The following is a 24518-nucleotide window of genomic DNA, read 5'->3' on the forward strand; positions in this document are numbered from 1 at the left end:
ATGGGCTGGAACAACCCACCGGTCCCGTGGCACGAGCTCGAGCGGCGGCTGTCGGGGCGCGCGCCCGCGCTCGAGGCGCCGGTGTCGCGCCGCAAGCGCCCTCGGGTCGAGCCGGACCAGGTCGTCCGGCCGGCCGCGTCGACGCCGTACGCCGAGCTCCACTGTCACAGCCACTTCAGCTTCCTCGACGGCGCCAGCTCGCCGGTCGAGCTGGTCAAGGAGGCGGTCCGGCTGGGCCTCGACGGGCTCGCGCTGACCGACCACGACGGGTTCGCGGGGGCGCCGCTGTTCGCTGAGGCCGGGGCCGACTACGAGCTGCGGACGGTCTACGGCGCCGAGCTGACCCTCGGCGTCCACCGCTCCCAGAACGGCATCCCGGACCCGGAGGGCAGCCACCTGCTGGTGCTGGCCCGTGGCGTGGAGGGCTACCACCGGCTGTCGGGGGCGATCACCGAGGCGGGACTGCGGGCGCCGGAGAAGGGCAGCCCCGCCCACGACCTCGACGAGCTCGCCGAGCGGGGGCGCGGGCACTGGGTGGTGCTGACCGGATGTCGCAAGGGCCCGGTCCGCCAGGCCCTCGCCGCGGCGGGCCCCGCGGCGGCGGCCGCGGTGCTCGACGAGCTGACCGACCGGTTCGGACACGAGCACGTCGTGGTGGAGCTGACCGCCAGCGACCAGCCGGGCGGCGAGGAGGACAACGACCTGCTGGCCCGGCTCGCCGACGACCGCCGACTGCCGGTCCTGGCCACGGGCAACGTCCACTTCGCGGTCCCCGAGCGGCGGCGACTGGCCGCGGCGATGGCCGCGGTGCGGGCGCGGCGCAGCATCGCCGAGCTCGACGGCTGGCTGGACCTGTCCGGCGGTGCCCACCTGCGCAGCGGCGCCGAGATGCTGCGGCGGTTCGCGCACCGGCCGGACGCCGTCCACCGCTCCGTCGTCCTGTCCCGCGAGCTGGCCTTCGACCTGCGCAAGGCCTCGCCGCGGCTGCCGAAGCAGGGCATCCCCGAGGGCAGCACCCCGGCCGAGCACCTCCGGTTCCTGCTGGAGCGGGGCTTCGCCGAGCGGTACGCCCACCTGCCCCACGCGAACGCGGCCCGCCAGCGGGTGGAGGCGGAGATGCGGGTGATCCTCGAGAAGGACTTCGCCGGCTACTTCATCATCGTCCACGACATCGTGGAGTTCGCCCGGAAGAAGAAGATCCTGTGCCAGGGGCGGGGATCGGCGGCGAGCAGCGCGGTCTGCTACGCCCTGGGGATCACCGCCATCGACTCGGTGCTCTACGACCTGCCCTTCGAGCGGTTCATTTCCCAGCACCGCGAGGAGGAGCCCGACATCGACGTCGACTTCGACTCCGACCGGCGCGAGGAGGTGATCCAGTGGGTCTACGACACCTACGGCCGCCGCAACGCCGCGCAGGTCTGCAACGTGATCAGCTACCGGCCGCGGATGGCGGTGCGCGACGCCGCGAAGGCGCTCGGCTACTCGCCGGGTCAGCAGGACGCCTGGTCCAAGCAGGTCGACAGCTGGGGGAGCGAGGTCGAGCGGGACCTCGGCATCCCCGACCACGTCGTGTCCCTCGCCGAGGAGCTGATCGGCGCGCCCCGCCACCTCGGCATCCACTCCGGCGGCATGGTCCTCACCGAGCGCCCGATCGGCGAAGTGTGCCCGATCGAGAAGGCGCGGATGGAGAAGCGGACCGTGCTGCAGTGGGACAAGGACGGCTGCGAGTCGATGGGACTGGTGAAGTTCGACCTGCTCGGTCTCGGGATGCTCGGCGCCCTCGACCACATGATCCGCCTGGTCGCCGAGCACCTCGGCCAGGAGTGGACGCTCGCGACACTGCCCAAGGAGGAGCCGGCGGTCTACGAGATGCTCGGGCGGGCCGACTCGATCGGCGTCTTCCAGGTCGAGTCCCGGGCCCAGATCGGCACCCTGCCGCGGCTCAAGCCGAACCGCTTCTACGAGCTCGCCATCGAGATCGCGCTGATCCGCCCCGGCCCGATCCAGGGCGGCGCGGTCCACCCCTACATCCGCCGCAAGACCGGCCGCGACGAGGTGAGCTATCCCCATCCGCTGCTGGAGCCGATCCTCGAGCGCACGCTCGGCGTACCCCTGTTCCAGGAGCAGCTCATGCAGATGGCGGTCGCGCTCGGCGACTGCACGCCCGACGACGCCGACCTGCTGCGCCGGGCGATGGGCTCCAAGCGCGGCATCGAGCGGATCGAGAAGGTCAAGGACAAGCTGTACGCCGGCATGGCCCGCAAGGGCATCACCGGTGACGCGGCCGACGCGATCTACGTCCAGGTGCTGTCCTTCGCCGGCTTCGGCTTCGCCGAGTCCCATGCCCTCAGCTTCGCGCTGCTCGTCTACGCCTCGTCCTGGTTCAAGCTCCACTATCCGGCGGCCTTCCTGGCCGGGCTGCTGCGCAACCAGCCGATGGGCTTCTATTCCCCCCAGTCCCTGGTCGCCGACGCCCGCCGCCACGGCGTCGTCGTCCTGCCTCCGGACCTGGCGCGCTCCGGCGTCCAGGCCGGGCTGGAGCCGTGCGAGCCGACCGGCGACGACCCGCTGCGCCACGACGGCGCGCTGGCGGTGCGCCTGGGACTGGACGCGGTCAAGGGGATCGGCGCCGAGGTCGCGACCCGGATCGTGGCGGCTCGCGGCGAGGCACCGTACGCCGACATCCGCGACCTGTCCCGCCGCGCCGGGCTGATCCCCGCCCAGCTCGAGGCGCTCGCCACCGCCGGCGCGCTCGACGGCTTCGGGCTCGACCGGCGCCAGGCGCTGTGGATGGCCGGGTACGCCGAGGACGGCGCCCAGCTGCCCGGCAGCACCCCCGCGCCGGCCCCGCCGACCCTGCCGGAGATGACGCCGCTGGAGGTGACCCTCGCCGACCTGTGGGCAACGCGGATCTCGACCGACGTCCACCCCATCCAGCACTTCCGCGAGACCCTGAGCGCCGCCGGCATCAAGGCGGTGGGGGACCTGCCGACCACCGAGGCGGGCCGCCGGGTCCACGTCGCGGGCCTGGTCACGCACCGCCAACGCCCGGGCACGGCCGGGGGGATCACCTTCCTCAACCTCGAGGACGAGACCGGCATGCTCAACGTGGTCTGCTCGCCGGGCGTGATGCGCGCCCACCGGCAGGCCGCGCGCAACCGGGTCGCCGTGGTGATCCGCGGTCTGGTCGAGCGTCAGGACGGTGTCACCAACCTGGTCGCCGACCGGGTCGAGCCGCTCGACGTCGTCCTGCCCGGCACGGGCGACGCGCTGCAGGCGCGGCAGTCGTCGCGGGACTTCCGGTGAGAAGCGGAACCGGCCCCGACCTGGTGTGGTCGGAGCCGGCTCGTTCGGTCGGGCTGACAGGATTTGAACCTGCGACCCCCTGACCCCCAGTCAGGTGCGCTACCAAGCTGCGCTACAGCCCGAAGCCCCGCCGCAGACGGCCGGTGGGGCGAACGGAACACTACCGCAGCCCCTCGGGCACCCCCGAATCGCCCCTGTCGTGGCGCGGCCTGCATGACGCGCGTCGCGTCGCGTCGTAGGGTGGGGGCTTCTCGGAAACCCCCCAACCCCCCGATTCGTTCGAAGGCTGCCGAGACTCATGCTCCCCTCTGCGGTCCTGCTCCGGTCCCTGCCGACCGAGAACAGGCTCTGGTGATCCCGATGGTCCGATTCACCGACATCGTCGACTGGTACGAAGGCCGGCTCGACCCGACCGCCGCCGCCCAGGTGCAGCGCGCCCTGGACGCGGGCGACGAGCGGACCTGGAAGGCGGTGCGCTGGCTGCAGCGGTTCAACGCGGCGGCGGCCTCGCTGCAGCTCTCCTCGCCCCCGCCGATCGTGCGCCAGAACCTGCGCCAGGCGTTCCAGGACTGGGCGGCCCGCCCGGTCGACCGCACGTCGCCGCGCAGCGTGGTGGCCCGGCTGATCTTCGACAGCCGCCGGGCCGGGGCCCGCACCGGCACCCGGTCCGGTGACGAGAAGGCCTCCGCGGGCGCCGCGGAGACCTTCCACCTCGCCTTCGGCAGCGACGAGGTCGACGTGATGGTCGACGTGACGCCACTCGCCGGTGACCGGGTCCGGCTGGAGGGGCAGGTGCTGCCGGCGGACGCCGCCACCTCGACGGTCTTCGAGGCGTCGGTGGTCGCGGGCGGGGAGACCTTCCGGACGGTGGAGGGAGACCGGCTGGGCCGGTTCAGCTTCGCCTCGCTGCCCGACGACCTGCGTGAGCTGGTCGCCGAGAACCACGACCTGCGGGTCAGCGTCGCCCTCGGCTCGGGGACAGGCCCTAGCTAGGCGTACCCGGCGGTCAGTGGTGGCGGCTGGCAGGTGGGGATTCATCACGGGATGTAGGCGAACCCGTGGTTCTGTAGCGGAGTTCCACTACAGGAGTGGTCATTCGCCTACATCCCGTGGTGAATCCCCACCCAGCACGACCGCCCAACCGCCCAACGCTGGTCAGCACCGCGCGGGGGTCGCGCGGACCCGATGGCGGTGGCGATTTTTCTCGGCGCGGCGCGGATCTTTTGTCGCCGGCCGGCGCACTGGTGTCTCGACAGGCTGGGTGCACCCCGGCGCGGGCGGTGCGAGGACGAGGTGACTGGTGGGCGCTGAGCAGATCCGGCCGGGTCGAGGTGAGCGCCGGTGAGCGCCATGGGCGCGGGCCACCTCCTCTCGCCCGACATCCTGGGCCGGCCCGGCGCCGAGGCGACCCGAGCCCTGCGCGACGCCCTGCGGGCCGCGGTGCTGCCGCTCGCGCTGCCCGGGAGCGAGCCGGTGCGCGAGCGCCGGGAGATCCTGCTCGACCAGCTCGACGACTACCTGCTGCCCCGGCTGTCCGAGCCGGACCGGCCGCTGCTGATCGTGGTGGGCGGCCCGACCGGCGTCGGGAAGTCCACCATCGTCAACACCCTGGTGGGTGAGCGGGTCAGCCAGTCCGGGCTGATCCGGCCGACGACTCGTTCGCCCGTCCTGATCCACCATCCCGACGACGCCCCGTGGTTCGCGCGCGACGGGATCCTCGCGGCCTTCGACCGGGTCGACCACACCACCGACGACCCCCGCGTGCTCCAGCTGGTGCCCACCACCGCCGTCCCGCGGGGCACCGCCCTGCTCGACGCGCCCGACTTCGACTCGATCGACGACGCCAACCGGCGCCTGGCCACCCGGCTGCTCGCGGCGGCCGACATGTGGCTCTTCGTCACCTCCGCGAACAGGTACGCCGACCAGGTGCCCTGGCACCAGCTCGACATCGCCCGCCAGCGGGACACCCCGCTCATGGTGGTCCTCAACCGGATCCAGCCCGAGGACCTCGACGTGGTCTCGACCGACCTGGTCCGCCAGCTCAACCGCCGCGGGATCGGGCGCGGCAAGGTCGTGATCGTAGAGCACGGCCGGGTGGCCGACGGCCTGCTCGACACCGACCAGGTCGACGCCATCCGGGGCGCGATCCAGGACCTCTCGGCGGCGCCGGTGATCCGCCGCGACATCGCCGCCCAGTGCGTGGCCGGCGCGCTGCGCGAGGCCGGCAAGGTCGCCGACCAGGTCGCGGCCGCCGCCGACGAGCAGGTCGGGGCGGTCGGCGAGCTGCTGCGCGTCGCCGACCGGACCTACGACGCCGCGCAGGCCGCCCTGGTCCGCGCCGCGACCGACGGCTCGGTGCTGCGCGGCGGCCTGCTGGCGCGCTGGCAGGAGCTGGTCGGCACCGACGAGCCGCTCGCGCCCGCCGACCTGCTGCAGCGGGTACGCGACCGCGGCGCCACCGTGGCGCCCGAGCAGCTGGACGCGATCGAGCTCGCACTCGACCTGGCCCTGGAGGCGCTCGTCCTCGAGCACGCCGAGCAGGCGGCCGAGGCCACCGGCCGTGAGCTGCGGGCGACGCCGTACGGCGCTGCACTGCTGGACTGGTCCGCCGACGACCTCACCCGGCCCGGCCGCACCCTCGCCGCCCGGAGCCGGTCGGCCGTCGCGACCTGGCGCCGGGCCCTCGGGAGCGCGGCGAGCGGAGCCGACGAGACCGGCCGGGTCGCCCGGCTGCTGTCGGTCGCGCTGGCGGTCGGCGCCCTGACCGGCCCGGGAGCGGTCCCCGCGGCCCGCACCAGCCTGGAGGCGCTGCTCGGCGACCTGATGGCGCTCGAACGGGACCGCTACCTGCGCCCCGTCATGACCTGGGGCCTGACGCCCGACGCGCCCCGGCTGGTCCGTGGCGCACGCAGGACCGTCGACGAGGTCCTGGGACGACCCAGCTCGATGCCGGCCATGGCGCCGCGGGAGAGGAAGGTGCCGGCATGAGCGGAGGTCTGGGAGCGGTGTTCCGCGACGCCCCGGCGTCCTTGGTGGGCCGCCAGTCGGCGCTCGAGCGCCGCCTGGACGGGCTGCGAAGCGCGGTGAAGGAGGCGCGCGGCCGCCTCGACGACGGCCTGCTCGACGAGATCGAGGCGACCGCGGCGCGTGCCGACGGCCGGCTCGGCCTGTCCGCCCGGCACACGGTGGTCGCCATCGCCGGCGCGACCGGATCCGGCAAGTCGACCACCTTCAACGCACTGGCCGGCGTGCCGCTCTCCGAGTCGAGCGCGCAGCGCCCGACGACCGCGGTCGCGAAGGCCCTGGTCTGGGGCGAGCCGGACGCCGAGGTGAGCGACCTGCTGGCCTGGCTCGGCGTGCCGCCCGCCCACCAGTTCTTCCGCTCGACGCTGCCCGACGCGCCGCCGCGCGGGATCCTGCCCGAGGGCCTGATCCTGCTCGACCTGCCCGACCACGACTCGGTCGAGACCGCTCACCACCGGGAGGCGGAGCGGGTGATCCAGCTCGCCGACGCGATGATCTGGGTGGTCGACCCACAGAAGTACGCCGACGCCGCGATCCACCAGCGCTTCCTGCGTCCCCTGGCCGGCCACCGCGCCGTCACCATGGTGGTGATGAACCAGGTCGACACCGTCGCCGAGGAGGACCGGCCCGGCCTGCTGCGCGACCTGCGCAAGGTGCTGGTGGCCGACGGCATGCGCGATCCCCGGGTGCTCGGCATCAGCGCCCGCGGCGGCCTCGGCGTCGACGAGCTGCGCACCGCCGTACGCCGCCGGGTCGAGGACAACCAGCACGCCGAGGAGCGGATGGCCGCCGACGTCGACGCGGCCGCCGCCACCCTGGCCCGGGCCGCCGGAGACGCGCCGCGCACCGTGCCCGACGTGTGGGTCGACGACCTGGTCCGCCGGGTGGCCGAGGCCGGCGGCGTCCCGGGCGCCGCGGTCCGCGTCGAGCGCGCGGAGCGCCGCGAGCGCGCCGGCGTCCGGGTCGGTCCGGTCGACGGCGCCGCAGTCAGCGCCGCGGTGCGTGCCTTCGCCGACCAGGCGGCCCGTGATCTCACCGACGTCTGGGGGGCGCCGGTGCGCGCGGCCGCGACGGGGCGGCTGCCGCTGCTCACCGAGCGGCTGGACGCCGAGCTCGGGGCGGTGCGCCCCTCGCTCGGCGCCGACGCCGGTCGCGGCACCCTCGCCGGCTCCGCGGGGGTCGCGCTGCTCGCCCTGGTCGGCGCCGGCGTCCTGGCCGGTCTCGGCCGGCCGGTCCTCGGCGCCGTGCTCGGCGCGCTGGCGGTGCTGGTCGGCGCCGGTGGCTGGCTCGCCGCACGCTCGGCGCGCCGCCGTGGGGCGCTCGACGACGGCCGCGCGCTGGCGGCCGACAGCGAGCAGGTGATCGGCCGGGTGGTGCGCGCCCAGGTGGTCGACCCGGTGCAGGCCGAGCTCGCGTCGTACCACCGCTTCCGGGCGGGCCTGGACGCCGCGACTGTGAGCCGCGCAACACGCTGAGCGAGGTTTGGCGAGACGTCATATCAGGTCTGAGAACGCTGCGACCCAATGTCGTGACGGGGTCTCCACGTGCCCGTTGGATGAGCGTCGGAGTGGGGGCTCGGGGCCCGCATCCGGGCACCACCCGTATTGGGCGTCGCGCGCGTGACCCGCGCCTCCCGCCTCGAACCAAGCGAAGGACCATGGCCATCCCCTCCTGCGGCGCTCCCGCCCACCCCGAGACCGACGACCAGGACGCCCCCGTGGCGAAGGTGATCCCGCTGCGGTCGCTGCCGCGCGCCACGGAGGCCGAGCCGACCGACGGCGAGCTGCTCGCCCGCTGCCGCCAGCGCGACCCGGAGGCCTGGGACCTGCTCGTCGGCCGCTACGAGCGGCTGGTCTACTCGGTGGCGCGCCGCAACGGCCTCTCGGCCGACGACGCCGCCGACATCACCCAGGGCACCTTCCTGACCCTGATCGACTCCCTGGACCGGATCAAGGACGAGGAGCGGCTCGCGTCCTGGCTGATGACCGTCACCCGACGCCAGTCCTGGCGGGTGCGCAACCTCAGCCGGCGCGACGTCCAGCTCGAGGTCGCGCCCGAGGAGGTCGACGAGTCCCAGGAGGACTGGGCCGCGACCCTCGCCCTCCACGACGCGCTCGCCGAGCTCGGCGGCACCTGCAAGGACCTGCTGGAGGCGCTCTACCTCGACCCCGAGTCGCCGAGCTACGCCGAGATCGCCCAGCGCTTCGGGCGCTCGATCGGCGGCATCGGACCGCTGCGCGGCCGGTGCCTCGACAAGCTGCGCGGCATCCTGACCGAGGAAGGTGCCTGGTGACCCGGCGCGCGACGTTCACCGAGATCGTCGACTGGATCGAGGGCCGGCTGCCGGCCGAGCGCGGGCAGGGCGTCGCCGACGCCGTACGTCGCGACGACGAGGCCGCGGAGGCCGCGGCCTGGGTCGAGGACTTCCTGGCGACCACCGAGCGGCTCAAGCTGGAGGCGCCGCCGTCGGACCTGCGCGGCGAGCTGCGCGCGATGTTCCGCGAGCCCGCCAACTTCCCCGCCGACCAGGGCTGGACTCGGGCCCGGCTGCTCTACGACACTCGGGAGCCGCGGGTCGCCGGCGTCCGCGGACCCGACACGCCGGGCCAGTCGCACCTCGCCTTCGACAGCGACGCCGGGCGCTTCGTGCTCGAGACCGGGCCCGCGTCCGCCGGCCACGTCGAGCTGCGCGGGCTGCTGCTCACCGAGCGCGCCCCGGTCGCGGCCGAGGTCACCCTGCTCGAGGGCGGCGTCGTACGCCGACGGGCCGTGTCCACCTCCGACGGCCGCTTCGAGTTCGACCAGGTGCCGGTCGTCGTCGACGAGCTGCGGATCTCGCTCGACGGGGTCCGGGTCGCGGCGCCGCTCGAGCTGGGATGAACCGCGCCGACGAGGTCGCCCGGCTGCTGGACCAGGCCGAGCGGATCCAGCATCAGGACCTGCCTCGCTGCGCGAAGCTGCTCGACCGGATCTCGGCCCTGCTGCAGGACACCGACGACCCGGCGAGCCGAGCCCGGCTGGGCGTGCTGCGCGGCGAGATCGAGCTGGACCGCGGCAGCCTCATCGGCGCGATCACGGCGTTCCAGATCGCGCGGATGGACTGGCTCGCCGCCGGCCGCACGCTCGAGGCGCGGGAGGCCATGCTCGGGCGCACCGCGGTGATGCTGGCCGCGGGGGAGTATGCCGACGTGGTGCTCGTCGTCGGCCGGATCCTCACTGGCATCGAGCGGGGCAGCGTCGGCGACGAGGACGTCGCGACCCGGCTCCACGTCCGGGCCCACCAGCAGCTCGGCTCGGCCCACGCCGCGGTCGGCGACCTGGCCGCCGCCGTGCGCCACTTCGACCTCGCCGACGACCTGGCCCGCCGGATCGGCGATCGGCTGTCCGTGGCGAAGATCGGGCTGCACCGCGGCCGGGTGCTGGTCGCCGACGGGCTGGTGCACCGGGCGCTGGACGTGCTCTGCGACGCGCGGCGCGAGCTGCTGCGCGAGGGCGCCACCCTGGACGCGGCGAAGGCCGTGATCCCGATCGCCGAGGCGCTGGCCGCCGCGGGCACGCCGGTGTCGGCGATGGAGCTGCTGGAGCGGATCGCGCCGACCCTGGAGGCCCAGGGAGTCGGGCTGGCCGAGCGCGACCGGGTGCTCGCCGAGGCCCTGCTCAGCGCCGGACTGGCGGAGGAGGCGTTGACGCGAGCCGCCTCGGCCCGCGACAGCTTCCGCGACTCCGGCCGGATCGCCGACCTGGGCCGCACCGAGCTGGTCTGCGCCGCCGCGGCACTGCGGCTCGGACGGACCGACGCCGCCGCCCGCTCGCTGGACGCCGCCGAGCGGCTCAGCGAGGAGTGCGGCGACGTGGTGACCCGCGACGAGGCGCGGCTGCTGCTGACCCGGATCGCCCACCTGGACGGTAACCAGACCGCCGTCGGCATGCGGCTGGCGCGGATCCAGAGCGACGACACCACCCTCGAGGTCAACCGGGTCCGGGCGATGGTGCTCGCGGCCTGGGCCGCCACCGACCCGGACGAGGCCGAGGCCCGGATCGCGCGCGCCTCGGCGGAGGTCGACCGGCTGGCCCGCCCCGAGCTGCGGATGGAGCTGCGCCTCGCGCGCGCCCGCTTCCTGCGCCGGGCCGGCCGCACGAGCGACGCCGCCGACGAGCTCCGCGCGGCCTGCGCGATGCAGCCGCTGCTCGCCCAGCGCCCCCGCGCCACCTCGAGCCGCGGCGGGCTGCTGGCCGAGGCGAGCGACGAGCTGATCGACCTGCTGGTCGCCGACGGCCGCCACTCGACCGTGATCGAGGCCTGGCAGCGGGTCCGCGCCTCGAAGGCGTCGGCGTTCACCACGCTGCGCGAGCACACCGCCGGCTGGCATGTCGACGACGCGGCCGGCTCGGTCGCGGACACCGACGACCTGATCGACGCCGCGCGCCGTCGTACGACGGACCCGGGCCGGGCCGACGCGCCCGACCTGCCGCCCGTGCCGGAGGGGCCGGCGGTCGACTACTACGTCATCGGCAACGACGTCATCGCGTTCGTGATCCGCGAGGCGCAGGTGTTCGTGCGCCGACTGACCGGGATCAGCTCCGAGACGGCGCGGCTGGTCGACGGCTGGCGGCACGAGTGCCACATGGTCGCCGCGCTCGGAGCCACCGGCCCGACGTCCTCCCGCCTGGACGCGCTCTACGAGGTGCTGGTCGCCCCGCTCGCCGACCTGCTCAGCGACCTCGAGCTGGAGCCGCTCTCGGTCGCCGCGCACCGGCACCTGCTCGGCGTGCCCTTCGACGCGCTGCTCGACGTCGGCGCGCCGTGGCGCGAGCGGTTCGCGCCGGTGCGCGACCTGGTCGACGCGCCGGTCGAGGCCGCGGCCTGCGGCACCTCGGTGCTCGTGCTCGCGCTCGCCGACGAGGACGCGCCCGAGATCGCCACCGAGGCCGACATGATCGCCGCCCTGCTGCCGGACGCCGAGGTGCACCGTGGCGAGGCGGCCACCTCGAAGGTGCTCGCCGAGCGGATGGTCGACGCCGACGTCGTCCATCTCGCGACCCACGGCCGCTTCCACGCCGGCAACCCGCTGTTCTCCGCGCTCCGCCTCTCCGACGGTTGGCTGACGGCGGCCGAGCTGGTCGACGGCAGCTACCCGATGCACGACCGGGTGGTCGTGCTCAGCGCCTGTGGCTCGGGCCGCGCGGCCGGCAACCTGGTCAAGCCGATCGGTCTGGCGTGGGCCTGTCTCAACGCCGGCGCCGCCGGCGTGGTCGCCTCGCTGTGGGTGGTCGACGACGCGGTCACCGTGGAGCTGATGACCGAGTTCTACCGGCATCTCGCGGCGGGCGACACACCACGTCGTGCGCTCGGCCTGGCGCGCCGACGGGTCGCAGCGTCCTACCCGCACCCCTACTACTGGGCGGCCTTCCGCTACTTCACGCCGGCGTCGTAGCCCGGGGCGTGCACGCCGAGGTCGTGGTAGCAGGGGTGGCAGCGGCAGCTCGGCTCGGTGGTCGGGGGTGTGGACGTCGGCCTCATGCACCACTGGTGCGTGGTGGGGCCGGGTCTGATCCACCATCGGGCGGAAATTCCGGGCTCGCGGGATCACGGGGGCCGGCGGCGCGCACCAGTGCGACGTGAGCATGCCGCCGACGTCCCTTCGCGCCGAGGTCCTGCAGGACTGGCGGGCCAACCGACCCGACCCCCGTGGCCGGCTGGTGCTGGCCGCCTTCCGGCTCGCCCACCGCGCCAGCCGCAACCGGTCCGGGGCCTGGCGGGTGCCCGCGACGGCGTACGGGCTGCTCTACCGGGTGCTCGTCGAGTGGGTCCTCGGCATCGAGATCCCCTGGAAGACCTCGATCGGGCCCGGGGCCCGGCTGCGCCACGGTGTCGGCCTGGTCGTCAACGACCGCTCGGTGATCGGCGCGCGGGTGCTGCTGCGGCACGGCGTGACGATCGGCAACGCCCGGGCGGGCGGGCCGTGCCCGGTGATCGGCGACGACGTCGAGATCGGCGCCGGGGCGGTCATCGTCGGCGGCATCACCGTCGGTGACGGCGCCCGGATCGGCGCCAACGCGGTGATCACCAAGGACGTGCCGGCCGGTGCCGTGGCGGTCGGCAACCCGATGCGCCTGCGCTGAGGTCCGAGCGTTGTCGGTGATCGGTGAAAGAAATCGGCGATCACTGGATCAGGGCGGGGCCCGGGACGCACTGGTGGAAGGACACCAGCACCCAGCAGAAGGCCCGATCGACCGATGAACGTGCGCGAGCACCCCACCAGCCAGGCGCCCGGCCGGCCGGACGGGCGGCCGCGCTCGGCGCCCGACCTGCCGACCTGGCCGCTCGGCGTGCTCTTCGCCGGGCTGCCGCTGTGGTGGGCGAGCGGCGTGCTCGACGTGGTGACCATCCCCTTCGCGCTGCTCATGGCCTGGCTGATGGCCCGCGCCGGCGGGATCCGGGTCCCGCGGGGCTTCGGCTGGTGGGTGCTCTACTGCGCGTGGGCGCTGGCCTCCGTCGTGATGCTGGACCGCGCGGCCGGGATCGTGCTCTTCGGCTACCGCTGGCTGCTGTGCGTGGCCGCCGGCGTGATCTTCGCCTACGTCTTCAACGCCCGGGCGACGATCACCTCGCGCTATCTCACCGGCACGCTGACCCTCTGGTTCCTCTACGTCACCGTCGGCGGCTACCTCGGGCTCGCGGTCCCCACCGGATCGCTGCGCACCCCAGCCAGCCACCTGCTGCCCGGCGCCGCGCGCGCCAACGAGCTGATCGGCCAGATGACGGTCCGGCCGTTCGCCCAGTACAACCCCAACGGCTTCCTGGAGGTCTCGCCGCGGCCCACCGCGCCCTTCCTCTACACCAACAACTGGGGCAGCGTGTACTCGCTGCTCGCGCCCTTCGTCCTCGTCTACCTGCTGCACACCTGGCGCACCCGGCGTGGGGCGGCCGTGGCGGTGCTGCTCCTGGTGTCGACGATCCCGGCCTTCCTCACCCTCAACCGCGGCATGTTCATCAGCCTCGGCATCGCGGTGGCCTACCTGGCGGTGCGGGCCGCGCTCGCGCGCAAGGGCGCGATCGTCGCCGCGGTCGCGCTGAGCGCGGTGCTCGGCGTGGTGCTGTTCAACGTGCTGCCCGTGAGCGAGCGGATGGGGCTGCGGCTCAACGAGGAGGCCGAGGGCACCAGCAACACCGCCCGGCTCTCGCTCTACGAGCAGTCGCTCTCGGCGGTGGCCTCATCGCCGCTGCTCGGACACGCCACCCCGATCCCGTCGGCGAACCCCGAGGAGCCGAGCGTGGGCACCCAGGGTCAGCTGTGGATGATGCTGGTCTCCCACGGACCGGTCGCGGCGCTGGCGTGGGTCGCCTTCTTCCTGGCGATGTACGCCCGCGGCCGGCACCGAGGAGACCCGCTGGGCGTCGCCGCGTGCACGACGCTCCTCGTCGGCACCGTCCAGCTGCTGTTCTACGGCATGTTGCCCTACGGCCTGCCGCTCCTCATGATCGCCGCCGCCGTCGCGGCCCGCGGTCCCGAGCGCCTCGTCCTCACCGAAGGAGACCCCTCATGACCGCGACGTCCCCGCCCCGCGTCGGCGTGGTGATCCCCACCCGCGCCCGTCCCGAGCTGCTGCGCCGGGCGATCGCGTCGGTCGTCGCCCAGGACTACCCGGGCGTCGTCGAGACCGTCGTGGTGTACGACGGCACCGCGCCCGACCCGAGCCTCGCGTCGGCCGAGCCCCGGCGCCCGGTCCGCGTGGTCACGAACCAGCGCACCGCCGGCCTCTCGGGGGCCCGCAACACCGGCATCCTCGCGCTCGACACGGCGTACGTCGCCTTCTGCGACGACGACGACCACTGGCTGCCGTCGAAGGTACGCCGGCAGGTCGCCCGCGCCGAGCAGCCCGACCGGCCCGAGCTGGTGACCTGCTCGATCACCGTCGACTACGACGGCACCCGCACCGACCGCTTCGCCGGCACCGACACGGTCACCCACGCCGACCTGACCCGGTCGATCTACGCGATGCTCCACTCCTCCTGCTTCTTCTTCGACCGCCGCGCGCTGGTCGACGAGATCGGCCTGATCAACGAAGAGCTGCCGCAGAGCCAGCTCGAGGACTGGGACATCAAGCTGCGCGCCGCCGAGCGACGGCCGATCGCCCACCTCGACGAGCCGCTCACCGTGGTGCAGTGGGGCCGAGCCTCCATGTTCGCCCGCCGCTGGGACTCCAAGAACGCCGCGCTGCGGGCGATCCTGCAGCTCCACCCGGCCATCGCCGCCGACAGCAGGGGCGCCGCCCGGGTCTACGGCCAGCTCGCCTTCGGCACGGCGGCCGCCGGCGAGCGCGCCGAGTCCTGGCAGTGGATCCGGCGCACGCTGCGCACCGACCCGCGCCAGTGGCGCGCGGCTGTGGCGCTCGCCGTGCTGCCCCACCCGCCCAACGCGGAGCGGGTGCTCAACACGCTGCACCGGTTCGGGAGGGGCGTGTGAGCGCGCCGACGCACACCGAGCAGCAGATCACCACCAGCAGAGAGGGAACCCGGACAGTGAGCGCAGACCTGCAGTCCACGGTCGAGATCGGCCGCCTGGTCCTGGTGCTGCGGCGCCGGTGGGCGGTCGTGGCCCTGGTGACGGCGGGCCTGGTCGTGCTGGCCAGCCTGTGGCTGGTGCTCGCGCCGAGCTCGGCGACCGCGACCACCCAGGTCAACGTCAACGTGATCGCCACCGACCCGTTCGCGGCCCAGCGCACGTCGTCCGACCTGATCGACGCGGCGACGGAGCGCCAGATCGTGCTGTCGTCGGAGGTCGTCGAGCGGGCCGCGGCGGACCTCGGCAAGGGCGCCACCGCCCGATCGGTGCGCGCCGGGCTGGACGCCCAGATGGTCACGGGGTCCACGGTGATGCGGATCAGCTGGACCGGCGCCGACCCACGGCACGCCCAGGAGGTCGCCGACGCGGTCGCGACGGAGTACCTCGCCTACCGCGGCGAGCAGGCCACGGCCCGTCAGCAGGACGCGCTCGAGCCGCTCGTCGCCCGCCGCGACGCGCTCAACGCCCAGCTCCAGCAGACCGACGCCGGCCGGAGCGCGATCCTCAGCGAGCTGAACCTGGTGCTCAGCCAGATCACCAAGGTGTCCGGCCTCGCGACCTCCGGCGGCACCGTCCTGGTCAAGGCGAGCGACACCACGCCGGCCACCGGCACCAAGGCGTCCACCCTGCTGCTCGGCGCCGGCGTGCTGGGGCTGATCCTCGGCGCGGTCGTGGTCGTCCTCGGCGACATCATTCGGCGCCGGGTCTACGACACCGGCGACGTGGTCGACGGCAACGGCGGTCCGCTGCTCGCCCGGCTCCGGGCCCGCACCATGGCCGACCTCGACGACCCGGCCGACTCCGACGCGCTGCGCTCGGTCTGGCACCGGCTGCGGATCCAGATCGCCGACGACATCCCGGTGATCCTGGTCATCGGCGCCTCCGTCGGCGCACCCGTCGCCGAGGTGGCCCGGGCGCTCGAGCTCGCCGCCGCGGCCGTCGACGACGCGAGCCCCCAGGTCTCGCGCCGGGTCCGCGCGCTGGCCGTGCCGGCCGAGGAGGGGTACGCCGTCGCGCTCTCCCTCGCCCCACGGGCCACCGTCGTGGTCCTGGTCGCCGAGGACGGGCGCACCACCGTGCGCCGGCTGGCCGTGCTCGCCGACCACCTGCGGGCGGTCGGCGTCGAGCCCGCCGGGACGGTCGTGGCGCACCGGTTCGCCGAGCCGGTCGCCACCCAGCCGGGCACGGGCTCGCCGGCACCGGCCGAGGCGGCCACCCCGGCCGCCGAGCTGCAGAAGGGTGAGTCGCGATGAGCATGCTCGCCGAGCGCCGGGAGGCCGCGCCCCGCTGGCTGAAGGACGTCGCCAACCTGACCACCCGCGGCTACGCCCTCGGGACCTCCGCGACCCGTCCCGGACCGGACTTCCTGGTCGTCGGCACCAAGCGCGGCGGGACCACCTCGCTCTTCAACTACCTGCAGCAGCACCCCTCGCTGCTCGGGCTCTTCCCGCAGCCCCGCGGCCGCAAGAGCACCGACCACTTCTTCGCCTCCGGGCAGCACAGCGACCGCTGGTACCGCTCCCACTTCCACACCGAGGCCTATCGCAGCCGGGTCGCCCGCCGCGAGGGGGAGCGGCCGCTGGGTGGCGAGGCGTCGCCGTACTACCTGTGGGACCCGCGGATCGCCCGCCGGGTGCACGCCGCCTATCCCCAGGTGAAGGCGATCGCCCTGGTCCGCGATCCCGTCGAGCGGGCCTGGTCGCACTACCAGGAGCGCACCGAGAACGGCGTCGAGCCGCTCGGCTTCGCCGAGGCGCTGGCCGCCGAGGAGTCCCGCACGGCCGGGGAGCTGGAGCGGATGCTCGCCGACCCGACGTACCACAGCACCGCGCACGACTGGTACACCTACCGCGCCCGAGGGGTCTACCTGCCGCAGCTGCGCAACTGGCTCTCGGTCTTCCCGGCCGACCAGCTACTGGTGCTGCGCAGCGAGGACATGTACGACGACGTGCAGGCCGTCTTCGACCGGATCTGCGCCTTCCTCGGGGTGCGGGAGTACGCACTGCCCGACCTACGACCCCGCAACGCCAGCCGGACCAAGTCCTCGGTCCCGGAGCCGTGCCGCCGCGAGCTGGCGGAGTTCTTCGAGCCGCACAACCGCGCGCTCGAGGAGTTCCTCGGGCGCGAGCTCGGCTGGACCGCACCGGGCGCACTGCGATGAGCGGGGCAGAGCTCGGCGCGCTCGCGCACCTGGTCGAGCAGCTGTGGGCTCCGGCAATCGCCACCGGCGACCTGCGCCTCGAGGTCGGCCGCGGTCCGACCCCCGGCTGGACCGACGTGGAGACCTACCAGGCGCTGCCGTCGGTCACGGCCGCGACGATGCTGCTCCCCACCGCCGACCGGCGGGTGCTGGCCGGCTCGCTGCTGAACTTCCGCGGGCTGCGGGACCCGCGGACCCGGGCCCAGCGCCGGGTGCTCGGCTCCGTCGTGGCCGGGGGGCTGCCCCTGCCCTTCCCGCACGTCCGGCTCCAGGCGCGGTCCGGCGCCGGCCGGGTGCCGCTGCCGACCGAGCAGGTCGCCGTCGACCTCGGCCTGCCGCGGGTGCACGCGTCGATCGGCGTCCGCACCGGCTCCAACCGCAAGGCCACCCTTCAGCTCGTCGACGACGACGGCGCGGCGGTCGGCTTCGCCAAGTTCGCCTGGGACGAGGCGAGCACCACCGCCGTCGCCACGGAGGCAGCGGCGCTGCACGCCCTCGGCGGTGGCGTCGACGGGGTCCGCGCGCCGCGACTGCTGGCGCGGGGGACCTGGCTGGGGCGGCCCTACCTGGTCACCGAGCCGCTGCCGGCCGCGAGCCGGCGCCCCGCGGCCGGGGCGCTGCCCAGCGCCGAGGAGCTGTTCGCGCTGTGCCCGGTCGTGCGCCGGGACCTGGTCGCCCGCTCCGGGCAGTTCCAGGGCCTGCGCGACCGGATCGACGGGCTCCGGGCCGCCGGCGTCGACGCCGAGCTGGTCGACGCCCTCGACGACCTGCTCGACCGGCTGGCCGACACCGAGGTGCCGGTCGCGGCCCGCTGGCACGGCGACCTCACCGCGTGGAACACCGCGCGCGACGAGCAGGACCGGCTGTGGTGCTGGGACTGGGAGTCGACCGAGGCGGACGCCGTGGCCGGGCTCGACGCGGTGCACTGGGTCGCGGGCGGCGCCACCATGACCGGCGCCCGCTACGACGGCGCCCTGCTCGCCGCGGCGCTGCGCCAGGCGGGTCCCGCGCTCACCGCCGCCGGTCACTCACGGGCCAGCGCGGCCGTCGTACCGCTGCTCTATGTGGCCTCCCTGGTGGAGCGCGCGGTCGCCCTGGCCGTCGGCAACGGACGGTGGGACGACGCGTGGCTGCGCCGCGACGAGGCTGTAGCGCTCGTCGCGCACGCCCGCGCGCTCGCACCCGAGCGGACCGGGGCCGATGTCCGCGGTTGAGACCAGCCGGCCGGAGGTCGGCGCCGAGCTGCGGTCCGCGGCCCGCGGCGGCGTGGTGACCGTCGCCGGCGCCGCGACCAGCACGGCGATGGGCTTCGTGCTCACCATGGTGCTGGCGCGGCAGTTCGGCGCCACCGGCGCGGGCGTCGTCCAGCAGGTGATCGCCGTCGCGACCCTCGCCCTCGCGTTGGGGCGGGTCGGCACCGACACCACCGCGGTCTGGCTGCTGCCCCGGCTGCGGACCCAGGACCCCGGCGCCCTGCGCGCCGCGTGCACCACCCTCCTGGTCGTCGCCGCGCTCGGCGGCAGCGTCGTGGCCCTGGCCTGGCCGGTCGTCGACGCTGCGACCGGCGGGACCGTGCTGGGCGACGCGCGGGTCGACGACGCCTTCTCCGCGGTGGCCTGGGCGCTGCCGTTCGGCGCGGTGATGATGACCGCGCTGGCCGCCACCCGCGGGTTCGGCGGGGTGCTGCCGTTCAACCTGATCGGCAACATCGCCGTGCCCGGGCTGCGCCCGGTGATCGTGGTCGTGATCGGCGCGCTCGGCGGCTCCGCCGTCGCCGCGGCGACCGGCTGGGCCGTCGTGCTCGTCCCGGGGGCGGTGCTCGCCGTCCTGGTGCTCGCCCGCCGGCTGCGCGGCGCCGAGCGGGTGCTCGGCGTACCGGGGACGGGACGGCCGTCCCGGGCGCTGGTGCGCCAGATCCTCGGCTTCGGCGTACCTCGCACGGTGTCGACGCTGCTCGAGCAGGCCCTGGGCTGGCTCGACGTCGTCCTGGTCGGCATCCTGCTCGGGCCCGCCGCCGCCGGTGTCTACGGCGTCGCGTCCCGCTTCGTCGCCGGCGGCCTGGTCCTGATGACCGCGCTGCGCATCGTGGTCGCCCCCCAGTTCAGCGCCCGGCTCGCCGCCGGAGAGAACGCCGAGGCCGGGCGGCTGTACGCGATCACCTCCACCTGGATCGTCTTCTTCGGCGTGCCGATCTACGTGCTGCTCGCGTGCTTCGCGCCCTTCGTGCTGTCCATCCCCGGTCCCGAGTTCGCGGGCGGCCGGACCGCGATGATCGTGCTCTGCGTCGGCGGGGTGGCCCTCCTCGCCGCCGGCAACCTCCAGTCGCTGCTGCTGATGACCGGCCGCAGCGGCCGGGCCCTGGTCAACAAGGTGGTCGTCGTCGCGACCGGCGTCGGGTGCAACCTGCTGCTCATCCCCGCCTGGGGGATCGCCGGCGCCGCCGCCACGTGGGCGCTGTGCTGGATCCTCGACGGCCTGCTCTCCGCGGTCCAGGTCAGCCGCCTCACCGGCATCCGTCCCTCCGTCGGCCGGATCGCCGCCGGGATCGGCGCCGGCACCGCCGTCACCGCCCCGGCCGCGCTCGTCGGCATCGCCGTCGGCGGCCAGTCGCTCCTCGGCTTCGCCGTCGCCCTGGTCCTCACCGGTGTCGGCGTCCTCGCCGCGGCCCGGGTGGGCCGGTCCTTCCTGCACCTCGACCAGTTCTCGGGGATCGTGCGGCGGCGGGGCGCGGCGGGTGGTCCCTGAGCCGTCGCGGGTGATCGGCGCCGATCCGGTCAGGCGCCCTTGCGCACCCAGGTGCGGAGCGAGTCGACGAGCATCGTGGCCCGCTGGCCGGACCAGTCGTCGCCGGGCCGGGGCTGGCCGCCCCAGCCGCCGACCTGGAGGTTGACCCGCAGGCTCCAGCGCTTGCCGGCGTCGTAGTACTCCTCGTACCAGCTCGGGGAGCCGGCGCAGAACGCCGAGGTCACCCGACCGTCGATCCACATCACGATCAGGCCGGGGGTCTTGCGGATGACGTAGTCGTGCCAGGCGGTGCCGGTGCGGTCGCCGAGGTCGGCCAGGTCGAAGCGGCGGGCGGAGACCTGGTGGTCGTCGCCGTACGCCGTGTGGATGCTCTGGCTGACGCGGGGCGGCTCGCCGGGGCGGCGGGTGGTCTCGACGAGGTCGATCTCCCCGCCGCTGCGGTCGGTGGGGCGCAGCCACAGGGGCGCGGCCCACAAGCCCTGGCGCGAGGGGGTCTTGGCCCGGATCGCCACCTGGAAGGTGGTGGGGAGGGCGTAGCGGCCGTCGGTGTCGACGTAGCCGGAGGTGTAGCTGCGGCCGCCGGCGGACTCCTGGCGGGCGGTGATCGCGAGCCGGCCGTTGCGGGTCGTGACATTGCGCTCGAGCAGGTACGCCGAGTCGTGGTTCAGCAGGGTCTGGTCGCGGGTGCGCCAGATCCTCGGCCGGAGCCGGTCGAAGTCCTCGGTGAGGTCGGAGCGCCACTTCGCGGAGCTCGCGGGGAGGTCGGGGGAGATGACCGAGCGTGGCCGGCCGAGGAGGCAGCCGCGGCTCGCGGCGGGGACCTGCCGCAGGTCGGTGAGGGTGAGTGGCCCCGACGGCGTCGGTACGCCGGAGGGCCGGGTGGGCGCGGCCGGAGCGTCCGCGCCGCCCGCGTCGGCGCCCTCGCCGCGGACGGCCGCCTCGTCGAGTCGTACGACGACCAGCGCGGTCGCGAGGGCGGCGACCAGCGCCAGCCCGAGCCACACGCGGCGGCGACGGGGCGCGGCGGGCATCGGCCGAAGTCCCTCCCAGGTCGGGCCCGGGGTCAGCCAGGTCATCCCGCGTCGGTCGCGAGTGCCTGCAGCCGGAAGGTCAGGTCCGGCGTCGCCCGGTAGTTGAGGTGCGTCTCGACGGCGATCTCGTTCGCCCCCGCACGCAGGAGGCCCAACGGTACCTCGATCACCAGCGGATCCGCGGCAGCCGCGGCGTCGCGGATCGCCGCGGTCGCGTACGTCGTCGAGGTCAGCGGTCCGTCGGGCAGGCCCTTGCGGCCCACCTCGACCCCGTTGACGTAGACGGCGGCGCCGTCGTTGGCGAGCGCGATCAGCTTGAGCGAGGCGAGCCGGCTCGGGTCGGCGATGTCGACGGTGCGCCGGAAGTAGGCCGTCAGCGGCCGGTCCTTGGTGGCGGCGAAGGTGTCGATGGGCGTGGTGACCGAGGTGGCTCCCCAGCCCAGCACCGCGGAGCCGCTGGGCCAGGCGGCGTCGTCGTAGTCCGGCTGCGCCCAGCGGTCACCGGGCGCGGTGCTCTGGTACCACCAGGACCAGGAGGCGTTGCTCGCGACCAGCTCCCGGACCTGGGCGACGGTGAGCACGGGGGTGCTGGCCGAGACGTTGCCCGCGCCGTCGGCGGCGCGCACGAAGTAGCGGGCGGCTCCGTCGTAGGGGAGCGTGATGGTGGTGGCGGTCGTGGTGACGATCGGGCGGTCGCCGCGCAGCACCTGGTAGCGCACGCCGCTGGGGTCGCTGCTCGCGTCCCAGCCGAGGGTCACCGAGGTGTCGGTCTGGCCGACCACGCGCAGGTTGGTGGGCCGCGACGGCGCGCTGACGTCGCGCGGGCTGAACCGGGCGAACCCGCCGGAGGGGTCCTTGGCGCTGCGGGCGGACGCGGCGGTCACGATGTCGCCGCCCATCCAGACCCGGCCGTTGGAGTCGGTGGTGATCGCCCAGATGCCGCTGCCGAGGCGCGACTTGAGCGTCGGCGTGAAGCCGGGGATCCGCTCGCCGGTCGCGGCGTCGAAGGCACCGGCCCAGTGCACGGTGTCGGCCTGGGTCCACGGGGTGGAGTTCAGCGGCCAGGTGACGGCGTCGGTGTAGGAGTTGGCGTTGCAGTGGCAGCCGGCGTACATGACGTCGCCGTCGCGGCCGAATGCCTGGAGGTCGCCGTGCGGGTCGAAGATGGTGGTCCGCTGGCGGGCGAAGGTGGTCGGCGAGAAGCCGAACATGCTGTGCTCCGAGCCGCCGACCCAGACCTGACCGGGCCCGGTGGCGACGGTGCGCTGGTAGTCGTTGGTGTTGCTCCAGGTCGGGTTCCAGGCCGGGGTGGCCAGGGAGCCCGAGCCCGCGACCAGGACGGCCGCCGCGCGGCGGGCGCTCACCGCGCCCTTGGCCTGGGAGAAGAAGCCGACGGCGTAGACCTGTGCGGAGTCCTCCGAGCCGGCGACACTGGCGACGGTGCCGTTGAGCTCGGGATTCCAGCCCGAGACCGGGACCCCGTCGGACGCCCGGAGCAGGGCGAGGTTGCGCATGTAGGACCAGCCGGACTGGCTGTCGGCCTTGAGGTGGGTGAAGCCCCCACCGACGACGAGCCTGTCTCCGACCACGGCCAGCGAGCGCACGGAGGCGACGCCTCCGGTGAGCCGGTTCTCGACCTGGGTGGACCAGTCGGTCGCGGTCGCGCCGGTCTGGGGGTCGAGGGCGACCAGGGCGGCCGCGGGCCGGCCGTTGACCTGGCTGAACAGGCCGCCGGCGACGATCCGGCCGTCGGGCAGGGTCGCGAGGGTGCGGATCTGCTGATCGAAGGTGGGCCGGAAGGAGGAGATCCAGTTGCCGGTGTTCACGTCGAACGCGGCGAGATAGGGCTGCTCCCACTGGCTGCCGTCGTCGGTCGTCACGTAGCGGAAGTTGCCGGCGACGAACATCCGGTTGCCGGACTGGGTGAACGCCTGGACCTCGACGTCGCCCTCGGCCGAGGCGTTGGACGCGAGACCGGAGACGCTCCAGTTGAGCGAGTCGGCCAGCGAGGCCGCCTGGGCCCGCTGCAGGACGGCGGGCGTGCCGCCGTCGGGGATCGCGGCGAAGGAGGTCGAGGTGACCCGCGGGCGCAGGTAGACCTGGGTCACCGGCAGCGCACTGCCGGCGTTGGTCGGCGAGTAGAGGTACGCCGACGCGGCGTTGGACCCGATCGCCTTGGAGCCGTAGGCGAAGCCGTAGTTCCAGCCGGTGATCTCGCGGCTGCGGGTGTCGACCCACTTCCACGTGCTGTCGGTGCCGAAGGCGTTGGTCGTGCCGCCGGTCTTGACCGTCCCCGCGATCGTGTACGACGACATCGGGTGCAGCGCGTCGAAGTTCCAGACCCAGCGGTCGCGGCGCGCGAGCTTGAACCGGGTCTCCTGCCAGCTGGAGCCGTCGTTCTTGGCCGCGCGGCGCAGCCGGATGCCGTCGGCGAGGGCGTCGACCCGGCCGCCGTCGAGGAGCTGGTCGATGGTCGCGCTCGCCATCTGGTGCACGTCCTGCCCGCCGGCGTAGCCGGGGTCGAGCAGGCCGGCGTCGGCGTTGCGGCCGTCGTAGTCGGTGGTCCAGCCGTTGCGGCCCTTGCCGACCATCACCCAGCCGCCGCCGTCGGTGGTCTGGTCGCAGTAGACCTGCAGCGGCTCGGCCATGGCGGGCGTCAGCAGCCAGTAGCTGCCGCTCGGCGCGCTCGGGCGCTGCTGCTTGATCTCCCAGCAGGAGCCGGCCGCGGTCTCGGGGGCGTTGCCGAGCTGGGCCGCCGGGATCGGCTGGCTCGCCACCGCGGCGGTGGCCGGCACGGGGTCGGTGAGGGTGACCAGGCCGGCGGCGAGGGCGAGGGAGCTGAGGACCGCGGCACGGACGCGAAGCTTGGGCAACGGGGGATCCTGACGTGTCGGGCATGGGAGGGTGTGCCCCATGCGGGCACGAGTGTGGTCGGAGCGGCCGCCCCGCGTCGTCCACAAGGTTGTTGAAGAAGAGGTCGAGGAATGGTGAGACAGGTCACGCCGCGGGTCGCGCTCGCGCTGGCGACCGCGGTCCTGGTGGCGGGCTGCTCCGGCGGCGAGGACCCGGACCGGCCGGCGGCCTCGCCGAGCGCGGACGAGGCCACGTCGTCCTCGGGCTCCGCCCCGAGCGGCGCCCCGAGCGGAGCCCCGAGCGGCAGCCCGGGCGCCGCGAGTCCGGCGCCGCCCCAGGTCCGCGCCCAGGGCGTGCCGTCGGCGACCGCGTCCGAGGCGTCCGCGACCGTCGGCCAGGCGCTCGCCTCCCTCAACGCCGCGCTGGGGACGCCGGCCGAGGCGGCCTCGCTCCTCGACGACGCGGTGGTCGCCGGGGCGGCGCGCGAGGCGCTGCTCGCACAGGCGGCGGAGTACGAGGACAACGGCTGGACCGTCACCGGCCAGCCGTCCATCGTGCGCACGGTGGTGCGGGGCAAGGGCGCGCGGGTCCGGGTCCGGGCCTGCGTCGACCAGTCCGCCGTCGTGGTCACCGACAGCGCCGGCAACCGGCTGCCGACCGGCACCGGCGCGCCCCGCACCTGGATGATCTTCACGCTGGTGCGCACCGACGCCGGCTGGCAGGTCGTCGAGCAGACCTTCCCCGCCGACCCCGACTGCTAGGGCTGGTCTCTCAGGTCGGCGTCCTCGTGAG

17 protein-coding genes and 1 tRNA gene are annotated in these 24518 nt (G+C 74.6%); 15 read left to right on the forward strand and 3 right to left on the reverse strand.

Annotated elements, in window-relative coordinates; genetic code table 11:
- Complete coding sequence (locus tag JOD66_RS26450) at positions 1-3306, forward strand: error-prone DNA polymerase (RefSeq protein ID WP_204839749.1); 3306 nt, start codon at positions 1-3, stop codon at positions 3304-3306.
- 48 nt (positions 3307-3354) lie between these two features.
- Here JOD66_RS26450 and JOD66_RS26455 read toward each other — a convergent pair.
- Positions 3355-3428 (reverse strand) — tRNA-Pro (locus JOD66_RS26455).
- A gap of 238 nt (positions 3429-3666) precedes the next feature.
- Between JOD66_RS26455 and JOD66_RS26460 the strand changes: the two genes are divergently transcribed.
- The 13 genes from JOD66_RS26460 to JOD66_RS26520 all read left to right on the forward strand — a co-directional run bounded on the left by JOD66_RS26460 (position 3667) and on the right by JOD66_RS26520 (position 19842).
- Entirely contained in the window at positions 3667-4299 is a 633-nt protein-coding gene (locus tag JOD66_RS26460) for a hypothetical protein (protein WP_204839750.1), read from the forward strand.
- Positions 4300-4656: 357 nt separating this feature from the next.
- Positions 4657-6294 carry a dynamin family protein gene (locus JOD66_RS26465; protein ID WP_239547173.1) on the forward strand — a complete coding sequence of 546 codons (1638 nt, stop codon included), beginning with the start codon at positions 4657-4659 and terminating at the stop codon, positions 6292-6294.
- Positions 6291-7805 (forward strand): GTPase, encoded by a 1515-nt coding sequence (locus JOD66_RS26470; protein WP_204839752.1) that lies wholly within the window; start codon positions 6291-6293, stop codon positions 7803-7805. The genes JOD66_RS26465 and JOD66_RS26470 overlap by 4 nt, the downstream gene beginning before the upstream one ends.
- Positions 7806-7987: 182 nt before the next feature.
- Positions 7988-8623: an RNA polymerase sigma factor gene (locus JOD66_RS26475; RefSeq protein ID WP_204839753.1), complete on the forward strand. Its 636-nt coding sequence runs from the start codon at positions 7988-7990 to the stop codon at positions 8621-8623.
- On the forward strand, positions 8620-9210 hold the full coding sequence (locus JOD66_RS26480; protein WP_204839754.1) for a hypothetical protein: 591 nt from the start codon (positions 8620-8622) through the stop codon (positions 9208-9210). The genes JOD66_RS26475 and JOD66_RS26480 overlap by 4 nt, the downstream gene beginning before the upstream one ends.
- Entirely contained in the window at positions 9207-11765 is a 2559-nt protein-coding gene (locus tag JOD66_RS26485) for a CHAT domain-containing protein (RefSeq protein WP_204839755.1), read from the forward strand. Before JOD66_RS26480 ends, JOD66_RS26485 begins: the two co-directional genes overlap by 4 nt.
- Before the next feature lie 190 nt (positions 11766-11955).
- Entirely contained in the window at positions 11956-12453 is a 498-nt protein-coding gene (locus tag JOD66_RS26490; RefSeq protein WP_239547174.1) for a serine acetyltransferase, read from the forward strand.
- A 114-nt stretch (positions 12454-12567) separates the two neighbouring features.
- A complete protein-coding gene (locus tag JOD66_RS26495; protein ID WP_204839757.1) occupies positions 12568-13878 on the forward strand; it encodes an O-antigen ligase family protein in 1311 nt (436 codons plus the stop codon).
- A complete protein-coding gene (locus JOD66_RS26500) occupies positions 13875-14798 on the forward strand; it encodes a glycosyltransferase family 2 protein (protein ID WP_204839758.1) in 924 nt (307 codons plus the stop codon). The genes JOD66_RS26495 and JOD66_RS26500 overlap by 4 nt, the downstream gene beginning before the upstream one ends.
- A 56-nt stretch (positions 14799-14854) precedes the next feature.
- On the forward strand, positions 14855-16150 hold the full coding sequence (locus JOD66_RS26505) for a Wzz/FepE/Etk N-terminal domain-containing protein (protein WP_204839759.1): 1296 nt from the start codon (positions 14855-14857) through the stop codon (positions 16148-16150).
- Complete coding sequence (locus JOD66_RS26510) at positions 16147-17058, forward strand: sulfotransferase family protein (RefSeq protein ID WP_204839760.1); 912 nt, start codon at positions 16147-16149, stop codon at positions 17056-17058. Before JOD66_RS26505 ends, JOD66_RS26510 begins: the two co-directional genes overlap by 4 nt.
- Positions 17055-18311, forward strand: coding sequence for a hypothetical protein (locus JOD66_RS26515; RefSeq protein WP_204839761.1), 1257 nt, complete (start codon positions 17055-17057; stop codon positions 18309-18311). Before JOD66_RS26510 ends, JOD66_RS26515 begins: the two co-directional genes overlap by 4 nt.
- Entirely contained in the window at positions 18298-19842 is a 1545-nt protein-coding gene (locus tag JOD66_RS26520) for an oligosaccharide flippase family protein (RefSeq protein WP_204839762.1), read from the forward strand. Before JOD66_RS26515 ends, JOD66_RS26520 begins: the two co-directional genes overlap by 14 nt.
- A 29-nt stretch (positions 19843-19871) precedes the next feature.
- On the opposite strand, the gene JOD66_RS26525 is transcribed toward JOD66_RS26520, so the two are convergent.
- The gene (locus JOD66_RS26525; RefSeq protein WP_204839763.1) at positions 19872-20918 is read right to left on the reverse strand and encodes a glycoside hydrolase family 16 protein; all 1047 of its coding nucleotides are present in this window, start codon (positions 20916-20918) and stop codon (positions 19872-19874) included.
- Positions 20915-23746, reverse strand: a complete 2832-nt coding sequence (locus tag JOD66_RS26530) for a fibrinogen-like YCDxxxxGGGW domain-containing protein (RefSeq protein ID WP_204839764.1) — start codon at positions 23744-23746, stop codon at positions 20915-20917. The genes JOD66_RS26525 and JOD66_RS26530 overlap by 4 nt, the downstream gene beginning before the upstream one ends.
- A 111-nt stretch (positions 23747-23857) precedes the next feature.
- On the opposite strand from JOD66_RS26530, the gene JOD66_RS26535 reads away from it, so the two are divergent.
- The gene (locus JOD66_RS26535; protein ID WP_204839765.1) at positions 23858-24487 is read left to right on the forward strand and encodes a hypothetical protein; all 630 of its coding nucleotides are present in this window, start codon (positions 23858-23860) and stop codon (positions 24485-24487) included.
- Positions 24488-24518: the final 31 nt, after the last annotated feature.

Source organism: Nocardioides nitrophenolicus, from assembly GCF_016907515.1.
GTDB classification, from domain to species: domain Bacteria; phylum Actinomycetota; class Actinomycetes; order Propionibacteriales; family Nocardioidaceae; genus Nocardioides; species Nocardioides nitrophenolicus.